Below are 16,961 nucleotides of genomic sequence, written 5' to 3'. Positions count from 1 at the left end.
GTCGGACTCTGTCGCACGAGGGTGCGCAGCAAAGCAGGGCTGCCGCTCGCTCGCGGCGGACGGTCGCGGCCGTCAGTCGGTCAGGCGCCGCTCGCGCAGGCACACACCTGCGCGGGCGGCTCAGTCCGCGGCGGGCGCCTTCGCTTTGCTTCCGAAGTCCGCGCCCGATTCGGCGGCCAGCCACGCGAACACCGCATAGGCGGCGGCATTCTGCGCGAGGTCGGCCGGATCGATCTTGTCGAGCGTGTCGTCGGCATTGTGGTGCAGGTCGAAATACCGCGAGCCGTCCTGCCCCAGCCAGGCCCAGGCGCCGCCGATCGCGGCCAGCGGCGAGATGTCCGGACCCGGCCCGCCCTTGCCCGGCATCTGCGCGATCCCCAGCGGCGCCAGCGCCCCGGCGATGCGGGCCACCGCACCGGATTCGCCGCCGCTGGTGTTGAAACCGTAGATGCGGCCGGCGCCGAAGTCGCTCTCCACCGCGATGACGTGGCGGGCCACGTCGGTGGCGTGCCGGCGCGCGTACTCGCGGCCGCCCAGCAGTCCCTGCTCCTCGTTGGCGAAGGCCACCACGCGGATCGAGCGCCGCGGCCGCTGCGGCAGCTGCCGGACCAGGTGGCCCGCCGCCATGGTGATGCCGATGCCGGAGGCATCGTCGATGGCGCCGGTGCCCAGGTCCCAGGAATCGAGGTGCGCGCCGAGCAGTACCACCTCCTGCGGTGCCTCGCGCCCGGTGATCTCGCCGATGACGTTGTGCGAGGTGTATTCGCCGTCCCAGCCGCAGTCCAGCGAGATGCGCACGCGCACCGGGCCCTGCGCCAGCAGTCGCGCGAGCTGGTCGGCGTCGGGCAGCGACAGCGCCGCGGACGGCACCGGCGACAGGCCCTCGTCGAAGCGGGTGATGCCGGTGTTGGCGACGCGATGCGCGCTGGTGCCGGCCGAGCGCATCAGGAAGCCGACCGCACCCTTGCGGATGGCCTCGGAGGGGCCGCGGCCGCGCACCGCGCTCCCGTGCGAATAGCCGCTGCCGTCGCGGGCCCGCTCCATGCGGTAGTCGACGAAGGCGATCTTCCCCTCCAGCGAACCGGCGGGCGCGGCCTTCAGCGCGTCGAGGCTGTCGAAGCGGACGATCCCGGCCTCGACCGTGCCGCCGGGGCTGCCGCCCAGGGCGGTCACCAGCAGGGGCTGCGCGTTGACACCGAGGACCTGCGCCGATTCGCTGCGACGCTCCCACTTCGGAAACGTCACCGGTTCGATCCAGACGCGGTCGTAGCCGAGTTCTTCGAACTTCGCCTGCGCCCAGGCCACGGCGCGCGCGTCCGCCTCGCTGCCGGCCAGGCGCGGCCCGACTTCGGTGGTCAGCGACTCCACCACGTTCCAGGCAGTGTCGTCGGCGAGCGCCTGCGCGCGCAGCGCGGCCGCGGTCTCGAGGGCCGCATCGTCGGCGAACGCCAGGGCGGGAACGAGACAAGCGGACAGCAGCAGCTTGGCCAGGCGCATCGCGGGCTCCGGAAACGACGAAGCCGCGAGCCTAGCAGGCCCGCGGCTCCGGATGCAGGCGTGGCGCGCCCCTACTTGCGCAGCGCGTCGCGGATCTCGCGCAGCAGCAGCACTTCTTCCGAAGGCGCGGCCGGCACGGGCTCGGCCTGCGGCTTGCGGTGGATGCGGTTGATCGCCTTGACCAGCAGGAAGATGGCGAAGGCGATGATCACGAACTGCACCAGCGTGTTGAGGAATTCGCCGATGCCGATGACCACGGCCGGCACTTCCTCGCCGGCGGCATCGACCGTGGCCGCGCGCAGCGTCCAGGCGATGTCGCTGAAGTCCACGCCGCCGAGCAGCAGTCCGATCGGCGGCATGATGATGTTGTCCACCAGCGAGCTGACGATCTTGCCGAACGCGCCGCCGATCACCACGCCCACGGCGAGGTCGATGACATTGCCGCGCATCGCGAATTCCCGGAACTCACTGATCATGCCCATGGGGCCTCCTCAATCGTTATCGCCGGCGACGGCAGCGTCGCGCGCGGCCACTATGCCGAGGGCGCGTGCACCTGGCAACGTAGTTCGAGCACGTCGTCCAGCCGCGCCACGCAGGCGTCGCCCGGCCGCAGCGCGGACACGCCCGCGGGCGTGCCCATGAACACGAGGTCGCCGGCGCGCAGCGCGTAGAGCTTCGAGAGTTCGTGCAGGATCTCGGGCACGTCCCAGATCAGCTGCTCCAGGGTGGACTGCTGGCGCAGCTGCCCGTTGACCTCGAGCGACAGGCGACGCGGCGCGAGTTCGCCCACCTCGGCGGCAGGCACGAGCTCGCCGATCGGCGCGGACTGGTCGAAGCCCTTGCCCGTGTCCCAGGGCAAGCCCTTGGCCTTGGCGGCCGCCTGCAGGTCGCGACGGGTCAGGTCCAGCCCGACCGCATAGCCGAAGACGAGCTTCGGCGCGTCTTCCAGGCGCAGCTCGCCGGCGGGGGCGTCGCGGCCCAGCGCGACGACCAGCTCGACTTCATGATGCAGGTCGCGCGTGCCGGGCGGGTAGGCGACGTGGCCGTCGGTAACCACCGCATCGGCAGGCTTGTGGAAGAACACGGGCGTGCCCCGCTCGGCCTTCGAGGCCGGAGCGCTGGCGCCCATTTCGCGCGCATGGTCGGCGAAGTTGCGGCCCACGCAGTAGATCCGTCGCACCGGAAAGCTGCCGCCGCCGCGCACCGCGATGCGCGGGATCGCAGGGGCCTCGATGACGTCCTGCATGGGGCTTCAGCGCAGGACCGGCTGGCCGGGCTTGGACACCACGCGATACTCGGCGTCGAGCGTGCGCTCGCGCGACTTCGCCGCGCGCGGCCGCAGCGCGCCGCGCAGCAGGCCGAAGGCAAGCATCCCCGCGCCCACGACCAGCCCGACCACCAGCAGCACGCACAGCAGCGCCACGCCCACCAGCCCCAGCGCCACCCGCAGCAGCGGGTTGCGCGGCTTGCGCGGCGTGAACAGCCCGCGCATGCCGGAGGCGTCGAAGCGGGCGTGGAGCGAGCGGAACAGGACTGACGACATCGGCGGGGTGCGACAATAGGAAGGTGCCCAGTATCGGGCGGTACCGCCCCCGAGTTGTAACAGGAACGTTAAACCTTCGTGATGACCATCCCAGCCGCCCCGCTGCTTGCGCTCGATGCCATTCCCGACGGCGGCTTCGCCGAAGTCGAGGCGCTGGTGGATGGCGAACCCGAGTCGCTGGTCCTCCATCGGGATGGCGGCGAAGTCCGCGGCTGGCTCAATGTCTGCCCGCACGCGGGGCGACGGCTCGACTGGGCTCCGGGCCAGTTCCTCAAGTCCAGGGAGGGACTGCTGGTCTGCGCCGCGCACGGGGCCAGCTTCGAACTGCGCGGTGGCGAATGCGTGGCCGGGCCCTGCCGCGGCGAAGCGCTGCGCGCGGTGGCGCTGTCGGTGCGCGAGGGCATGGTGGAGCTGGGCACCGCGGACTGAGTGGCTCAGAACAGCAGGTTCACCGCCAGCACCACGACCAGCGTGTAGATCAGCGACAGCGGCACACCCAGCTTCCACAGCTCCCGCGGCTGGTAGCCGCCCGGGCCGGTGATCATCGACATCACCGGGTTGGACTGGGTGACGAAGTTGTTGGAGGCCGACAGCGCCACGATCAGCGCGAACGCGGTGGGATTGCCGCCGGTGGCCAGGGCCAGGTTGACCGCGATCGGCACCACCACGATGGTCGCGCCGACGTGGCTGATCACCATCGAGAATGCGGCGGTGAGCACCGCCACGCAGAACTCCAGCAGCCACGAGGGCAGGCCGCCGGGCAGCCGCTCGATGGTGTGGCCGGCCACCCAGGCCGCCGCGCCACTGCCGTCCATCGCCCAGCCCAGCGGGATCAGGCAGGCCATCAGGAACACGGTTTTCCAGCTGATCGCCGAATAGGCCTCGTCCATCTTCAGCACGCCGAACACCAGCATGCCGGCCACGCCGGTCATCAGCGCGATCGAGGTCGGCACCCGGCCGGACAGCGCGATCAGCATGGTGATGGCGAAGATCACCATGGCGATGCGGAACTTGTGCGGCCGCTGCTCGCCCTTGGGATAGTCGGTGACGATCACGAAGTCGCGCTTGCCGGCGGCCTGCGCCAGGTCCTGCCAGATGCTGTGGAGCACCAGCATGTCGCCGGCGCGCAGCGGCGTGTCGCGCAGGTTCTCGCGGATCACGGTCTTGTCGCGGTTGATCGCCAGCAGGCTGATTCCGTACTGGCGGCGCAGCTGCAGTTCGGCGGCGCTCTTGCCGATGAACTTCGAGGTCGGCGGGATCACCGCCTCGGAGATGCCGGCGCGGCTGGGATTGAACAGGTCGGCGAAGTTGCGCAGCCGCGAGTTCATGCGCAGGAACTGGTTCTGCGCGAAGTCGGCCACCTGCTGGCGCGGACCCATCGCGCCGAGCACGCTGCCCACCCAGATGCGCGCGTCCGGCGGAGGCGCCAGCCGCGACTCGTTGCCGGTCTGCAGGGCCAGCAGCAGCGGCGCGTTGTGCAGCGCCTCGGCCTCGCCGAAGGTCATGCCCACCAGCGGGCTGTCGGCGCTGACGATCAGCTCGTGGACCTCGCCCTCGATGCCGTAGGTACGCGAGAAATAGCTCTCGGTGCGCGCCGGGGTGACGTTGGCGTCGCCCTCCTCGCGCAACCGGCGCTTGCCCTGGAAGCGGAAGTAGAGCAGGCCGGCGGCCAGCAGCGACAGGCCGATCGGCGCTGGCGCGAACATGTTCAACGGCTCCAGCGTGGCCGCGCCCGAGGGCAGGTTGGCGTTGGTGGCCACCAGCAGGTCGTTGAGCAGGATCAGCGGCGAGTTGCCGACCATGGTCAGGGTGCCGCCGAGCACGATCGACACGCCCACCGGCAACAGCAGCCGCGACAGCGCGATGCCGGTGCGCGAGGACAGTCGCGAGACCACCGGCAGGTACAGCGCCATCACCGACGGGTTCTGCATCACCGACGAATTGAGCCCGGCGATGCCGGACACCAGCAACAGCAGCCGGTCCTCCATGCCGCGCGCGCGCCGCAGCAGCCACGCCGCCAGGCGGTTGAGCGCGCCGGTACGGTCCAGGCCCATGCCCAGGATCATCGTGGCGATCACGCTGATCACCGCGTTGGACGAAAAGCCGTTGAACAGGTCCTCCGGCTGCACCAGCCCGGTCAGGCCCAGCATCACCAGCACCACCAGCGCCACCAGGTCGGCGCGCACGCGCTGGAACACGAACAGCACCATGGTCAGGCCGACCAGCCCGAGCACGATCTTCATGTCCGTCGTGAGCGCGAGCTGGGGTTCCATCAGGACCTGGCGTCCGGAATGGCGCGGGGCTTGGGGCGGCGGCGTCCGTGGTCAGGCGGCAGCGGCGCGCGCAGGCGGCCCGGGAGCACGGGAGCCGCGCTCACGGCGCGCCCGCCGCGGGCGCGGACGCGTCGATATCGGCCTCGACCCGGTCGTAGAGCAGGTCCCAGACACCGTGGCCCAGGCGCTGGCCGCGGGTCTCGAAGTGGGTCTGCGGTCGCCAGTCCGGGCGCGGGACGTGGCCGCGCGGGCCTGCGCGGTTGACCAGTCCGGGGGTGGCGTCGAGCACGTCCCACATCTGCTCGGCATAGTCCTGCCAGTCGGTGGCCAGGTGCAAGCGCCCGCCCGGCGCGATCCTGCCCGCCAGCAGCCGCGCGAAGGCAGGCTGGACCAGGCGGCGCTTGTTGTGGCGCTTCTTGTGCCAGGGGTCGGGGAAGTAGATGCGCGCCTCGTCGAGGCTGGCCTCGCCAAGCTCGTGCTGGAGCACCTCGACCGCGTCGTGGTGGTAGACGCGCACGTTGCGGGTGCCGTCCGCGGCCAGCGCGTTGAGCAGGCGGCCCACGCCCGGCGCGTGCACCTCGATGCCGATGAAGTCGCGCCCCGGATCGCGCGGGGCGGCATGGCGCAGAGCCTCGCCGTTGCCGAAGCCGATCTCCAGCACGCGCGGCGCCCGGCGTCCGAACGCGGCGTCGAGGTTGCGCGGCTGGCCGGCGTAGTCCAGCCCGTAGCGCGGCCACTGCTCGTCGAACGCGCGCTGCTGCGCTTCGGTGAAGCGGCCCTGGCGCAGCACGAAGCTGCGGATCTCGCGGCGCCCCTCGACGACGGTGAACGGCTTGGGCGGGGCTTTGGCGCCGTCGCTGGAAAACGGATCGGTCATCGTCAGCCGATCAGTCCGTCCACCGGCGAGGACGCGCTGGCATAGCGCTTGCGCGGGATGCGGCCTGCGAGGAAGGCGTCGCGCCCCGCCTCGACCGCCAGCTTCATCGCCCGCGCCATGCGCACCGGATCCTTCGCCCCGGCGATGGCGGTGTTCATCAGCACGCCGTGGCAGCCGAGTTCCATCGCGATGGCGGCATCGGAGGCGGTGCCCACGCCGGCATCGACGATGATCGGCACCTTCGCGTTCTCGATGATCTCGACCAGGTTGTAGCGGTTCTGGATGCCCAGGCCCGAACCGATCGGCGCGGCCAGCGGCATCACCGCCACGCAGCCGATCTCCTCCAGTCGCTTGCACAGGATCGGGTCGTCGCTGGTGTAGACCATCACCTCGAAGCCGTCGGCGACCAGCTGCTCGGCGGCTTTCAGCGTCTGCACCACGTCCGGGTACAGCGTCTTCTGGTCGCCCAGCACCTCGAGCTTGGTGAGGTTGTGGCCGTCGAGCAGTTCGCGCGCCAGGCGGCAGGTGCGCACCGCGTCCTCGGCGGTGTAGCAGCCGGCGGTGTTGGGCAGGATGGTGTAACGGTCGGGCGGCAGGACGTCGAGCAGGTTGGGCTCGTTGGGGTCCTGGCCGATGTTGGTGCGGCGGATCGCGACGGTGACGATCTCGGCGCCGGCGGCCTCGGTGGCGCGGCGGGTCTCGTCGAGGTCCTTGAACTTGCCGGTGCCGGTGAGCAGTCGGGAGCGGTAGGTCTTGCCGGCGATGACGAGCGTATCTTCGGAGGTGGGCTGCGTGGTCATCGCCGGATTATCGCGCAAAGGCGGCGGCGGTGCGGGTCCGATCGGGGCCGGCGGGCAGCGGGGATTCAAATCGGTGGCGGATTCACGCGGCGCGTTCGCGTGCCCGGGCGCTAGGCGGGACAGCCATCGCCCGGAGGTGCAGGCGACAGGCCGTCGGCCGTTGCTCTGGAAAGGATCGATGCGCCGTCCCTGAGGCGGACCGGCCTGCACATTTTGTGCGTGCGTTCGCGAACGCAGCCGATGCCGACAGGGAGATCGGGACCCTGCTTCGGAAGGGTCCGTTGCGCCGTCCATGGCGCGACGGCGTTGCTCCGGGACGCGGCCCACGCATCCGCGTGCGGGCGCCCGCCGGCACGCGACCCCGTGGATCGCATGCGCGCCGGGTCACCCCCCTCCGAGCGCGTGGACGATTTCGACGCGGTCGCCTTCGCGGAGCAGGTGCTCGGCGTGACGGCTGCGGGGCACGATAGTGCCGTTGACCTCGACCGCGACACGGCGGCCGGCGAGGCCCTGCTGTTCGAGCAGGGAATGCACGGTGGTTGAGTCGGCGACGGTCAGGGCGTCGCCGTTGAGTTCGATGTCCATGGTCGGATTGTCGCCCGCCCGGCGCGGCGGCGCACGCGGCTTGCCGCAGTGCGGCGTGAGCGCGTCGCCGGCATCGCGGACACTTGTTTCCGTGCGGCCCCGTATTGGGGCCGCCGTCGTCCTCGAGCCCGGAGTCGCTGCATGCCCCGTTCCAAGTCACGTTCCACCCCCGCCTTCGCGGCACTGGCCGCCGCCCTGGCGCTGGCCACCGCGCCCGCGCTGGCCGCCGACACCTTCTCCCGCACCGTCTTCTTCGGCGACAGCCTGACCGACGCCGGCTACTTCCGTCCGCTGCTGGTGCAGCAGAACCCGCAGGCCGCCATCCTCGGGCGCTTCACCACCAATCCGGGCCTGGTGTGGGCCGAATGGCTGGCCCTGCATTACGGCACCAATGCCGCGCCCAACGGAAACGGCCAGAGCGGCGACAACTACGCCGCGGGCGGCGCGATGGTCGCGACCGACCGGGTCGGTCCGCCGTTCGGGCTGACCCCGTCGCTTGCCACCCAGGCCGCGGCCTACCTGTCGGCCAGTGGCGGCCGGGCCGATCCGGATGCGCTGTACACCGTGTGGGGCGGCCCCAACGACCTGTTCTCGATCGCCGGGAACCCGGGCCAGGCCCAGCAGATCATCGGGGGCGCCGTGACCGCGCAGGTCGGCATTGTCGGCGCCCTCCAGGCCGCCGGCGCGCGTTACGTGCTGGTGCCCAACATCCCCGACATCGGCCTGACTCCCACCTTCCTGGCGCAGGGTCCCGCCGCGGCAGCCCAGGGCACGGCGATCGCCAGCGCCTACAACAACGCGCTGTACGGCGGGCTGCAGGCCAATGGCCTGCGCGTGATTCCGTTGGATACCTTCACCTTCCTGCGCGAAGTGGTCGCCGCGCCCGCGCAGTACGGATACGCCAACGTCACCGGGACCGCCTGCCAGCCCCAGATCGTCTCGCAGTCGATCACCTGCAGCCCCGCCACGTACGCGGCGCCCGGCGCGGACTCGACCTATCTGTTCGCCGACGGCGTGCATCCGTCCTCGGCCGCGCATCGCGGGATCGCCGATCTCGCCGTGGCGATGATCGAAGGTCCGCGCCAGATCGCCGTGCTGCCGCATTCGGCGGCGATGACCGGGCGCGGCCGTGCCGAGCGCGTGGGTGCGCAGCTGTCGGTGGCGCCGCAGCAGGACGGTCGCAGCTGGTGGGTCGACCTGCGCGGCGACTTCCAGCGCTACGGCCACGGCGACAGCTACGACGGCGCCGGACCCGCGCTGACCGCCGGCCTCGCTTGGACCCGCGGCAACCTCAGCTATGGCGGGTTCGCCGGTTACGGGCGACAGGCCAACGACTGGGGGCAGCGCCGCGGCGAATGGGACCAGGACGAGGCCACCCTGGGCGGGTTCGTCGGCTGGCACGCGGACGGTGGCGCCTGGGTCAACGCGCAGCTGAGCTATACCCGCCTGGACTTCGACATCGACCGCCAGGTGCCGGTCGGGCCGGTGCTGCGCGTCCACCACGGTTCGGCCGACGGCAGCAACGTCACCGCGGCGCTTCACGCCGGCTGGGACCTGGGCGAGGGCGCGCTCCGCCACGGGCCGGTGCTGGGCCTGGTGGCGCAGCGCATCGACGTGGACGGCTTCGCGGAAGGCGATGCGGCCTCGTCGAGCGCGCTGGCCTTCCCCGACCAGTCCTACGACTCGCTGATCGGCAGCGTCGGCTGGCAGGCCAGCTACGCCATCCACTCGCAGCTGGCACCGTACGCGCGGCTGACGCTCGACCGCGAGTTCGAGGATCCGGCCGCCGAGGCCTTCGCCCGCTCGCTCAGCACCGGCATGGACTACGCGGTGCCGGGGCTGTCCTACGACGACACCTACGCCCGGCTCACGCTGGGTGCGCGCACCTCGCTGTTCGGGCTGGATGCCAACCTGGGCGTGAGCCTGAACGCGGGCGAGAAGGGCGGCAAGCAGACCACCGCGTTCGCGACGGTCGGCGGCGGCTTCTGACGCCGGGCGCGGGTGCCGGCGAGGCCGGTGCCCGCGTTGCAGCCCGCGTGCGGCGGGCATAGACTGGTGCCGCACGCGGGTGTAGTTCAATGGTAGAACTGCAGCTTCCCAAGCTGCTAGCGTGGGTTCGATTCCCATCACCCGCTCCAATCCAGGCGGCGGCATCATCGATACGGTGGTGCCGCCGTTTTTCGCTTCGCAGGCCGCCGATGAAGCTCGCGATCCTCTCCCGCAACGGCAAGCTGTACTCGACGCGCCGGCTGGTGGAGGCCGCGCGCGCGGCGGGTCACACGGTGCGGGTGCTCGACCCGCTGCGCTGCTACATGCGCATCGGCGACGACGGGTTCGCGATGCGCTACAAGGGCCGCGCCATCGACGGCTACGGCGCGGTGATCCCGCGCATCGGCGCCTCGATCACCCGCTACGGCTGCGCGGTGCTGCGCCAGTTCGAACTGATGGGCAGCCACACGCCCAATCCCGCCGCGGCGATCGCGCGCGCGCGCGACAAGCTCGCCTGCCACCAGCTGCTGGCGGCGCAGGGCATCGGCCTGCCGGCGACCGTGTTCGGCGACAACCCCGACGACACCTCCGACCTGCTGGCCCTGCTGGGGCCGCCGCCGCACGTGGTCAAGCTCAACGAGGGCACCCAGGGGGCGGGCGTGATGCTGACCGAGAAGCTGTCGGCCTCGCGCGGCGTGGTGGAGGCCCTGCGCGGGCTCTACGCCAACTTCCTGGTCCAGGAGTTCGTCGCCGAGGCCGAGGGAGCGGACCTGCGCTGCTTCGTGGTCGGCGACCGCGTGGTGGCGGCCATGCGGCGGCAGGCCGCGGCGGGGGACTTCCGCTCCAACCTGCATCGCGGCGGCACCGCCACCGCGGTCGAGGCCCGTGCCGACGAGCAGGCGGTGGCGGTGCGCGCCGCCCAGGCGGTGGGGCTGGGGGTGGCCGGCGTCGACCTGATCCGCTCGCGGCGGGGTCCGCTGCTGCTGGAGGTCAACGCGTCGCCGGGGCTGGAAGGGATCGAAGAAGCGACCGGTATCGATATCGCCCGCAATATCGTCGAACATGTCGTAAATGGTGCCGAATCCTGCGGATCTCCCGGGGCACCAGCGGCGTCCCGCCGCCGCCGCCGCCGTCCGCCGCTCACCGGAATTTAACGAACGCTTAATCTCGTCGGGACTACGTTACCGGCTACCGGATTCCGCGCCTGCCCGTGTTTCCTTGTCCAAGGGCAGTCCAGGATTACGGTAATCGGGGCATCACCTTTGGGCCCAGGCGATGGCATCGTCTGGGCTCTTTTGTGGGCGTTGTTGACGCCGACCTGACGGGGCGTCGCCATACTTCCCGGGCTGAGAACAAGACCGACTAACCGTTCTGTATGCTCTGATGCCTACCGCCGCATCCGCGCATGCACGCGGCCTACTTCACCCCGTTCAGGAGTTAACAGGTGATCATTCGTTGTGTTCTACCGACCTTTGCCCTTGCCCTATTGTTGGCCGGACCGACCTTCGCCAAGACCAAGATCGAGTTCGCCGACCACGCCGCGTTCCAGACCCAGAAGGCCAAGATCGAAGCGGAAATGATCAAAGGGGGTGAATACGGCGAGATCAGTACCGAGGGCCGTGCCGCGGTGTTGAGCCACCTCGAGGCGATCGGTCATGCCCTGGGCGGGAACTCCGGGGCCGGCAGTGCGGCCGAACGGCAGGTGGAGATCTACAACCATCAGTCCGCGGTCAACCAGATCCTGACGCAGGCCGCCGAAGACAGCCGGGTGGTCTGCACGCGCCAGCGCAAGACCGGGTCGAAGTTCGCGACGAACCGCTGCATCACCGTGGCCGAACAGCGGCGCGAGCGCGAGGGCGCGCGCGACTGGGCCCGGACCGTCAACCGTACCATGAGGCCGGAAGGATCACCGTAACGTGCGCATTCTCGTCATCGAAGACAACCAGGACATCGCGGCCAATCTCGGCGACTACCTGGAGGATCGCGGCCATACCGTCGACTTCGCCGCCGATGGCGTCACCGGCCTGCACCTGGCGGTGGTCCACGACTTCGATGCGATCGTGCTCGACCTCAACCTGCCGGGCATGGATGGCCTGGAGGTCTGCCGCAAGCTGCGCAACGACGCGCGCAAGCAGACGCCGGTGCTGATGCTCACCGCCCGCGACAGCCTGGACAACAAGCTGGCCGGCTTCGATTCCGGCGCCGACGACTACCTGGTCAAGCCCTTCGCCCTGCAGGAGGTGGAGGTGCGCCTGAATGCCCTGTCGCGCCGCGGCAAGGGCGTGCAGACGCGGGTGCTCGACGTGGGCGACCTGGAGTACAACCTCGACACGCTGGAGGTGCGCCGGCAGGGCAAGCTGGTGCAGCTCAACCCCACCGCGCTGAAGATCCTGCAGGCGCTGATGGAAGCCTCGCCGGCGGTGGTGACGCGACAGGACCTGGAGACCCGGGTGTGGGGCGAGGAGTTGCCCGATTCGGATTCGCTGCGCGTGCACATCCACGGCCTGCGCGCGGTGATCGACAAGCCCTTCGACGTGCCGCTGATCCAGACCCGCCATGGCATCGGCTACCGGATCGCCGCGCCCGATGGCGCAGCCTGACGACCCCGCATCCGGCCCGAGCGCCCGCAGCAGCCAACGGGGTCGACGCTACCGCCGGCGGCTGCGCAGCCGCATCATCCTGTCGTTCGTGCTGCTCGGGCTCGGGCTGACGGCACTGTTCGCGTTCATGACCCAGGAGGCGCGCAACCGCGTCGAGAACGCGCTCGTCGAAGACGTGATGAACCGCAACATCGACGAGGCGGCGCGCCAGTTCGCGATCAACCCGCAGGCGCCGATCGCGCCGGTCACGCAGATCCGCGCGTTCATCTATACGCCCGACCGCTTCGAATCGGTGCGCACCAACCGTCCCGAATGGTACGACCTGCCAGACGGCATCCACGGCATCAGCGGCACCGACGAGAACGGCGAGCCGATGGCGTACAAGCTGGCCGTGCGCAAGACGCCGGAAGCCTGGTTCTTCCTGGCCCACGACATGACCCAGGCGGTGAAGGGCGAGGAGCAGTTCCGGCGCGCGGTGTACGGTGCAGTGATCCTGTTCACCCTGCTCTCGCTGCTGATCGGCTGGTGGTCGGCGTCGCGGGTGATGAGCCCGGTGTCTGAGCTGGCCAAGCGGCTCGGCCGCAGTGGCGGCAGCACGTCGCCGCAGCCGCTTGCGCCGCACTTTCCGGACGACGAGGTCGGCGAACTGGCCAAGGCGCTGGACGACTACGCGGTGCGCCTGACCGAGGTGGTGCAGCGCGACCGCGAATTCAACGCCGACGTCAGCCACGAACTGCGCACGCCGCTGGCGGTGATCCGCGGCGCGGTGGAACTGCTGCTCTCGCGGCCCGAGCTCGACGCCAAGACCCGCGACCGCCTGCTGCGCATCCAGCGCGCCGAGCAGCAGTGCACCGACCTGATCAGCGCGCTGCTGCTGCTCTCGCGCAACGAGCGCGGCCACGGCGCCACCGACGTGGCGAAGGTGGCCGAACAGCTGTTCGACGCGCACCGCGGCCAGCTCGGCAGCAAGCCGCTGCAGCTGCGGGTGGAGGGCGAGCCGGGCCAGGTGGTGGTGGATGCGCCGGAAGCGGCGGTCACCGTCGCCCTGGGCAACCTGGTCGGCAACGCGGTCAAATACACGCGCGAGGGCGAGGTGGTGGTGCGCCTGCGCGGCAACGCGGTGGACGTGGTCGATTCGGGGCCGGGCCTGAGCGCCGAGGACGCGGCGCGCCTGTTCGAGCGCGGCTACCGCGGCACCCACGCCGAGCACTCGCAGGGTGGCGGCATCGGCCTGTCGATCGTGCGGCGCCTGTGCGCGCTGTACGGCTGGAACGTGCGGGTGGTGCCCGGCGACGTGCAGGGCGTGGTCGCGACGCTGACCTTCGCGCCAGAGCCAGCTGCGCCCTGACGCCCGCCCTCGCGGCGGGCGTAGCATCGCGCCCGAAGGCCGTGCACGGGAGGGGCGGGCGATGGCGGAATCCGGAACGGACAGGGCGCTCGGCCGCTGGCGCGGATGGGTCGCGGGCCTGCTGTGCATCCAGGCGACCGCCTGCGCGGCGCCGCCCGTCGCCGGCGGCGGGGAGGCTGCGGCCCGCGTCCATATGGTCGAACGGCAACTCGCCGGCCGCGGCATCGATGACGCGCGCGTGCTCGCGGCCATGGGTCGGGTGCCGCGCCATCGCTTCGTTCCCGCCAACATCGCGGCGCAGGCTTACCTGGACCAGCCGCTTCCGATCGGGCATGGCCAGACCATCTCGCAACCCTACATCGTCGCGCTGATGACGCAGCTGGCGCGCCCACGCGCGGGCATGCGGGTGCTGGAAGTGGGTACCGGCTCGGGCTACCAGGCCGCGGTGCTGGCCGAACTGGGCGCCGAGGTGTACAGCATCGAGATCGTGGCGCCGCTGGCCGAGCGCGCGGGGCGGGTGCTGCGCGAACTCGGTTACGACACGGTGGCGGTGCGCAACGGCGACGGCTACGCCGGCTGGCCCGGGCACGCGCCGTTCGATGCCATCGTGGTCACCGCGGCACCCGAGCGCGTCCCGCCGCCGCTGCTGGCACAGCTGGCGCGCGGCGGGCGGATGGTGGTGCCGGTCGGGCCTGTGCATGCGGTGCAGGAACTGCGGGTGATCGAAAAGCGCGCCGACGGCAGCCTGGTCGAGCGCGTGGTGTCGCCGGTGCGTTTCGTGCCGCTGACCGGCGACGCGGCCGATCGCGACCGCGGCGGGAGATAACGCCCGCCGCCCCATCGCATGGGAAGGCGGGCGCGGAGGCTCACACCGCCTCAAGCCAGCCGTAGCGGTCGGGCGTGCTTCCGTCGAACAGGCCGAAGAACAGTTCCTGGATCCGGCGCGTGACCGGGCCGGCCTTGCCGGCGCCGACCTGGCGGCCGTCGACCGAGCGGATCGGCGTGATCTCGGCGGCCGTGCCGCACATGAACAGCTCGTCGCACAGGTACAGGTATTCGCGCGGCAGGTCGCGCTCGATCACCTGCAGGCCGGCGTCGCGCGCCAGGGTGATGATGGAATTGCGGGTGATGCCGTTGAGCAGGGCGGCGCTGACCGGCGTGGTGTGCAGCGCGCCGTCGAAGACCAGGAACAGGTTTTCGCCCGCGCCCTCGCTGAGCAGGCCGGTGGAGGCCAGGGCGATGCCCTCGCCGAAGCCCAGGCGCCGCGCCTCGCGCGCCACCAGGGTGCCGGAGAGGTAGTTGCCGCCGGCCTTGGCCCCGGCCGGGATGGTGTTGGGCGCGAAGCGCTGCCAGCTCGACACGCAGGCGTCGATGCCGCTCGAAAGCGCCTCGTCGCCCAGGTACTTGCCCATCTTCCAGGTCGCCACGGCCACGTCGACCGGGGTCTCGGCCGACAGGCCGAAGCCGCCCAGGCCGCGATAGGCGACGGGGCGGAGGTAGTCGGTGGTGTTGCCGTTGGCGGCGATCACCTCACGGCAGGCGGCGTTGATCTCGTCGAGCGAGTAGGGGATGTCGATCTCGTGGATCTTCGCCGACAGGTACAGGCGCCGGTTGTGGTCGGTCAGGCGGAAGATCGCCGGCCCCGAGGCGGTGTCGTAACAGCGGATGCCCTCGAACACCGACGAGCCGTAGTGCAGCGCGTGGGACATCACGTGGGTGGTCGCTTCGGCCCACGGCTTGATCGCGCCGTTTTGCCAGATCCATTGCGGGTACTGCATGGAACGCCTCGATACGGGTGAAACCATCATTCTGCCCGATCCCGGGCCGGCACCGGGCATCGCATGCCGCAAGAGGGAGGCCGGAACGGCCGCAGGCGGACGACGCGCCTAGAGACTCAGCCACCAGCAGTCGAGGTGGCGGCGCAGCGAGAACAGCGTCTGCAGTGGCGTGATCCGGTCGTTGACCGACTGTTCGACCACCAGGGCCGTGGGCGGCCGGCGCGCGCTGGAGGCCTGGCCCGCGGCGGCGAGCACCGCTGGCGGCAGCGCGTCATCCTCGGCGCCGGCGTGGGCGGGGTCGCGCCCGGGCGTCCGCCACGACAGCGTGCTGCGCGAGGCGGCCACCGGCATGGTCGGCGGCGCGGGCTGCACCGGCAGGATGCCGACCAGGGGGCGGTTCACGATGCCGTCGAGGCGGCCCATGATCGCGTTGGCGCTGCGGGTCGAGGTGCCGGGCCAGTGATAGATGCCGGCCAGCCGGTTGACGTCGCGGTTGTCGATCGCCGCGGTCAGCTCGTGCACCAGGTCCTGCAGGTTGCGGCTGCAGTCGCGCCGGATCAGGCGGCCGCCCTGCTGCACCATGCTCTGGCGCGGCGCGCGCTCGCTGGCGCCCAGGTCCTTGCACTGGCGGTCGGTATAGACGTGGCCGCCGTCCTCGGTGACGCAGCGGCGGATCTGCGCCTGCGCCTCGCCTGCCGGGGGCAGGGACAGCAGGATGCAGCAGGCCAGCAGCACGGAACGCATCGCGCCAGCCTAGCGCCGGCGCCGGCGCGCGGGAAGGGCACTGCGTCGCGCGTTCAGCGGGACGCGGGAGACCGCGGCGCACCGACGCCCGGACTCACTGCATGCGTGACAGCACCGCCTGCGTGGGGCGGGCGAGGTTGAGCGTGTAGAAGTGCAGGGCGGGCGCGCCGCCCGCGACCAGGCGCTCGCACAGGCGCGCGACCACGTCGGCGCCGAACTCGCGGATCGCCTCGGCATCGTCGCCCAGCGCCTGCATCTTGCGGCCGATCCAGCGCGGGATCTCCGCGCCGCACTGCTCGGAGAAACGCCTCAGCTGGGAGAAGTTCGAGATGGGCATGATGCCCGGCACGATCGGCACCTCGACGCCGAGCGCGCGCACCGCGTCGACGAAGTGGAAGTACGCGTCGGCGTTGTAGAAATACTGGGTGATCGCCGCATCCGCACCGGCATCGACCTTGGCCTTGAAGTGGCGCAGGTCGGCGAGCGCGTCTTCGGCCTGGGGATGCGTCTCGGGGTAGGCGCCCACTTCGACATGGAAATGGTCGCCGTGCAGTTCCCGGATGAAGGCGATCAGGTCCGATGCGTAGCGCAGGTCGCCGGGCTGGCCCATGCCCGAGGGCAGGTCCCCGCGCAGCGCCACGATGCGGCGGCAGCCGAGGTCGCGGTACCTGGCCAGCAGTCCGGCGATTTCCTCGCGCGTGCCGCCCACGCAGGACAGGTGCGGTGCCGCGTCCAGGCCGTGGGCCTGCAGCAGCGACTGCACGGTGTCGGCGGTGTAGCTGAGCGTCGAGCCGCCGGCACCGAAGGTGCACGACACGTACTCGGGGGCGTGCTCCTTGAGCCTGCGCACCGTGCGGTCGAGCTGGCTGCGCTGCTCGTCGGTCTTGGGCGGGTAGAACTCGAAGCTGATCGGGGTCATGCGACGCG

The 16,961-nt window shown here is 71.0% G+C and carries 18 protein-coding genes and 1 tRNA gene; 8 read left to right on the top strand and 11 right to left on the bottom strand.

Going from position 1 to position 16,961, the window contains the following annotated elements; translation table 11 throughout:
- Window positions 1–120: 120 nt before the first annotated feature.
- The 4 genes from ACFQ2D_RS13910 to ACFQ2D_RS13895 form a co-directional block, all read right to left on the bottom strand.
- A complete protein-coding gene (locus ACFQ2D_RS13910; RefSeq protein WP_280942519.1) occupies window positions 121–1,497 on the bottom strand; it encodes a M28 family peptidase in 1,377 nt (458 codons plus the stop codon).
- A gap of 71 nt (window positions 1,498–1,568) precedes the next feature.
- The gene (gene mscL, locus ACFQ2D_RS13905) at window positions 1,569–1,979 is read right to left on the bottom strand and encodes a large-conductance mechanosensitive channel protein MscL (RefSeq protein ID WP_280942520.1); all 411 of its coding nucleotides are present in this window, start codon (window positions 1,977–1,979) and stop codon (window positions 1,569–1,571) included.
- Between the two features lie 50 nt (window positions 1,980–2,029).
- On the bottom strand, window positions 2,030–2,743 hold the full coding sequence (locus tag ACFQ2D_RS13900; protein ID WP_280942521.1) for a fumarylacetoacetate hydrolase family protein: 714 nt from the start codon (window positions 2,741–2,743) through the stop codon (window positions 2,030–2,032).
- 6 nt (window positions 2,744–2,749) lie between these two features.
- Window positions 2,750–3,040: a hypothetical protein gene (locus ACFQ2D_RS13895; RefSeq protein ID WP_280942522.1), complete on the bottom strand. Its 291-nt coding sequence runs from the start codon at window positions 3,038–3,040 to the stop codon at window positions 2,750–2,752.
- Between the two features lie 81 nt (window positions 3,041–3,121).
- On the opposite strand from ACFQ2D_RS13895, the gene ACFQ2D_RS13890 reads away from it, so the two are divergent.
- Entirely contained in the window at window positions 3,122–3,469 is a 348-nt protein-coding gene (locus ACFQ2D_RS13890) for a Rieske (2Fe-2S) protein (protein ID WP_280942523.1), read from the top strand.
- Between the two features lie 5 nt (window positions 3,470–3,474).
- Here the strand turns inward: ACFQ2D_RS13890 and ACFQ2D_RS13885 are convergent, their stop codons facing one another.
- The 4 genes from ACFQ2D_RS13885 to thiS all read right to left on the bottom strand — a co-directional run bounded on the left by ACFQ2D_RS13885 (window position 3,475) and on the right by thiS (window position 7,575).
- Window positions 3,475–5,313, bottom strand: coding sequence for an SLC13 family permease (locus ACFQ2D_RS13885; RefSeq protein ID WP_280942524.1), 1,839 nt, complete (start codon window positions 5,311–5,313; stop codon window positions 3,475–3,477).
- A 100-nt stretch (window positions 5,314–5,413) separates the two neighbouring features.
- Window positions 5,414–6,190: a tRNA (guanosine(46)-N7)-methyltransferase TrmB gene (gene trmB / locus ACFQ2D_RS13880; RefSeq protein ID WP_280942525.1), complete on the bottom strand. Its 777-nt coding sequence runs from the start codon at window positions 6,188–6,190 to the stop codon at window positions 5,414–5,416.
- Between the two features lie 2 nt (window positions 6,191–6,192).
- Window positions 6,193–6,990, bottom strand: coding sequence for a thiazole synthase (locus tag ACFQ2D_RS13875; protein ID WP_280942526.1), 798 nt, complete (start codon window positions 6,988–6,990; stop codon window positions 6,193–6,195).
- A 384-nt stretch (window positions 6,991–7,374) separates the two neighbouring features.
- Window positions 7,375–7,575 carry a sulfur carrier protein ThiS gene (gene thiS / locus ACFQ2D_RS13870; RefSeq protein ID WP_280942527.1) on the bottom strand — a complete coding sequence of 67 codons (201 nt, stop codon included), beginning with the start codon at window positions 7,573–7,575 and terminating at the stop codon, window positions 7,375–7,377.
- Window positions 7,576–7,758: 183 nt separating this feature from the next.
- Here thiS and ACFQ2D_RS13865 point away from each other — a divergent pair, with 183 nt between their 5' ends.
- The 7 genes from ACFQ2D_RS13865 (at window position 7,759) to ACFQ2D_RS13835 (ending at window position 14,338) form a co-directional block, all read left to right on the top strand.
- Window positions 7,759–9,564 carry an autotransporter domain-containing protein gene (locus ACFQ2D_RS13865; protein WP_386795698.1) on the top strand — a complete coding sequence of 602 codons (1,806 nt, stop codon included), beginning with the start codon at window positions 7,759–7,761 and terminating at the stop codon, window positions 9,562–9,564.
- A gap of 75 nt (window positions 9,565–9,639) precedes the next feature.
- A tRNA-Gly gene (locus tag ACFQ2D_RS13860) sits at window positions 9,640–9,713 on the top strand.
- A 60-nt stretch (window positions 9,714–9,773) separates the two neighbouring features.
- Window positions 9,774–10,718: a 30S ribosomal protein S6--L-glutamate ligase gene (gene rimK, locus ACFQ2D_RS13855; protein ID WP_280942529.1), complete on the top strand. Its 945-nt coding sequence runs from the start codon at window positions 9,774–9,776 to the stop codon at window positions 10,716–10,718.
- A gap of 290 nt (window positions 10,719–11,008) precedes the next feature.
- Window positions 11,009–11,479 (top strand): hypothetical protein, encoded by a 471-nt coding sequence (locus ACFQ2D_RS13850; RefSeq protein ID WP_280942530.1) that lies wholly within the window; start codon window positions 11,009–11,011, stop codon window positions 11,477–11,479.
- A gap of 1 nt (window position 11,480) precedes the next feature.
- Complete coding sequence (locus ACFQ2D_RS13845; protein WP_280942531.1) at window positions 11,481–12,164, top strand: response regulator transcription factor; 684 nt, start codon at window positions 11,481–11,483, stop codon at window positions 12,162–12,164.
- Complete coding sequence (locus ACFQ2D_RS13840; protein ID WP_280942532.1) at window positions 12,151–13,512, top strand: sensor histidine kinase; 1,362 nt, start codon at window positions 12,151–12,153, stop codon at window positions 13,510–13,512. The genes ACFQ2D_RS13845 and ACFQ2D_RS13840 overlap by 14 nt, the downstream gene beginning before the upstream one ends.
- 61 nt (window positions 13,513–13,573) lie before the next feature.
- Window positions 13,574–14,338 (top strand): protein-L-isoaspartate(D-aspartate) O-methyltransferase, encoded by a 765-nt coding sequence (locus ACFQ2D_RS13835; RefSeq protein ID WP_280942533.1) that lies wholly within the window; start codon window positions 13,574–13,576, stop codon window positions 14,336–14,338.
- A 40-nt stretch (window positions 14,339–14,378) separates the two neighbouring features.
- On the opposite strand, the gene ACFQ2D_RS13830 is transcribed toward ACFQ2D_RS13835, so the two are convergent.
- The 3 genes from ACFQ2D_RS13830 to metF form a co-directional block, all read right to left on the bottom strand.
- Window positions 14,379–15,290: a branched-chain amino acid transaminase gene (locus ACFQ2D_RS13830; RefSeq protein ID WP_280942534.1), complete on the bottom strand. Its 912-nt coding sequence runs from the start codon at window positions 15,288–15,290 to the stop codon at window positions 14,379–14,381.
- Window positions 15,291–15,398: 108 nt separating this feature from the next.
- The gene (locus ACFQ2D_RS13825; RefSeq protein ID WP_280942535.1) at window positions 15,399–16,034 is read right to left on the bottom strand and encodes a hypothetical protein; all 636 of its coding nucleotides are present in this window, start codon (window positions 16,032–16,034) and stop codon (window positions 15,399–15,401) included.
- A gap of 94 nt (window positions 16,035–16,128) precedes the next feature.
- Window positions 16,129–16,953, bottom strand: coding sequence for a methylenetetrahydrofolate reductase [NAD(P)H] (gene metF / locus ACFQ2D_RS13820; RefSeq protein WP_280942536.1), 825 nt, complete (start codon window positions 16,951–16,953; stop codon window positions 16,129–16,131).
- Between the last annotated feature and the right edge of the window lie 8 nt (window positions 16,954–16,961).

This window comes from Luteimonas composti, assembly GCF_042678665.1.
GTDB classification, from domain to species: Bacteria; Pseudomonadota; Gammaproteobacteria; order Xanthomonadales; family Xanthomonadaceae; genus Luteimonas; species Luteimonas composti.
The sequence above is the reverse complement of the archived record's forward strand: the minus strand, read 5'-3'. Positions and strand labels throughout refer to the sequence as shown.

Bases quoted from the DNA above. Each gene is read 5' to 3' on its own strand.
- ACFQ2D_RS13890 (WP_280942523.1), top strand. From the start codon at position 3,122: ATGACCATCCCAGCCGCCCCGCTGCTTGCGCTCGATGCCATTCCCGAC.
- ACFQ2D_RS13875 (WP_280942526.1), bottom strand. From the start codon at position 6,990: ATGACCACGCAGCCCACCTCCGAAGATACGCTCGTCATCGCCGGCAAG.
- ACFQ2D_RS13835 (WP_280942533.1), top strand. From the start codon at position 13,574: ATGGCGGAATCCGGAACGGACAGGGCGCTCGGCCGCTGGCGCGGATGG.
- ACFQ2D_RS13840 (WP_280942532.1), top strand. From the start codon at position 12,151: ATGGCGCAGCCTGACGACCCCGCATCCGGCCCGAGCGCCCGCAGCAGC.
- ACFQ2D_RS13825 (WP_280942535.1), bottom strand. From the start codon at position 16,034: ATGCGTTCCGTGCTGCTGGCCTGCTGCATCCTGCTGTCCCTGCCCCCG.
- metF (WP_280942536.1), bottom strand. From the start codon at position 16,953: ATGACCCCGATCAGCTTCGAGTTCTACCCGCCCAAGACCGACGAGCAG.
- ACFQ2D_RS13900 (WP_280942521.1), bottom strand. From the start codon at position 2,743: ATGCAGGACGTCATCGAGGCCCCTGCGATCCCGCGCATCGCGGTGCGC.
- rimK (WP_280942529.1), top strand. From the start codon at position 9,774: ATGAAGCTCGCGATCCTCTCCCGCAACGGCAAGCTGTACTCGACGCGC.
- thiS (WP_280942527.1), bottom strand. From the start codon at position 7,575: ATGGACATCGAACTCAACGGCGACGCCCTGACCGTCGCCGACTCAACC.
- ACFQ2D_RS13830 (WP_280942534.1), bottom strand. From the start codon at position 15,290: ATGCAGTACCCGCAATGGATCTGGCAAAACGGCGCGATCAAGCCGTGG.
- mscL (WP_280942520.1), bottom strand. From the start codon at position 1,979: ATGGGCATGATCAGTGAGTTCCGGGAATTCGCGATGCGCGGCAATGTC.
- ACFQ2D_RS13885 (WP_280942524.1), bottom strand. From the start codon at position 5,313: ATGGAACCCCAGCTCGCGCTCACGACGGACATGAAGATCGTGCTCGGG.
- ACFQ2D_RS13895 (WP_280942522.1), bottom strand. From the start codon at position 3,040: ATGTCGTCAGTCCTGTTCCGCTCGCTCCACGCCCGCTTCGACGCCTCC.
- ACFQ2D_RS13910 (WP_280942519.1), bottom strand. From the start codon at position 1,497: ATGCGCCTGGCCAAGCTGCTGCTGTCCGCTTGTCTCGTTCCCGCCCTG.
- trmB (WP_280942525.1), bottom strand. From the start codon at position 6,190: ATGACCGATCCGTTTTCCAGCGACGGCGCCAAAGCCCCGCCCAAGCCG.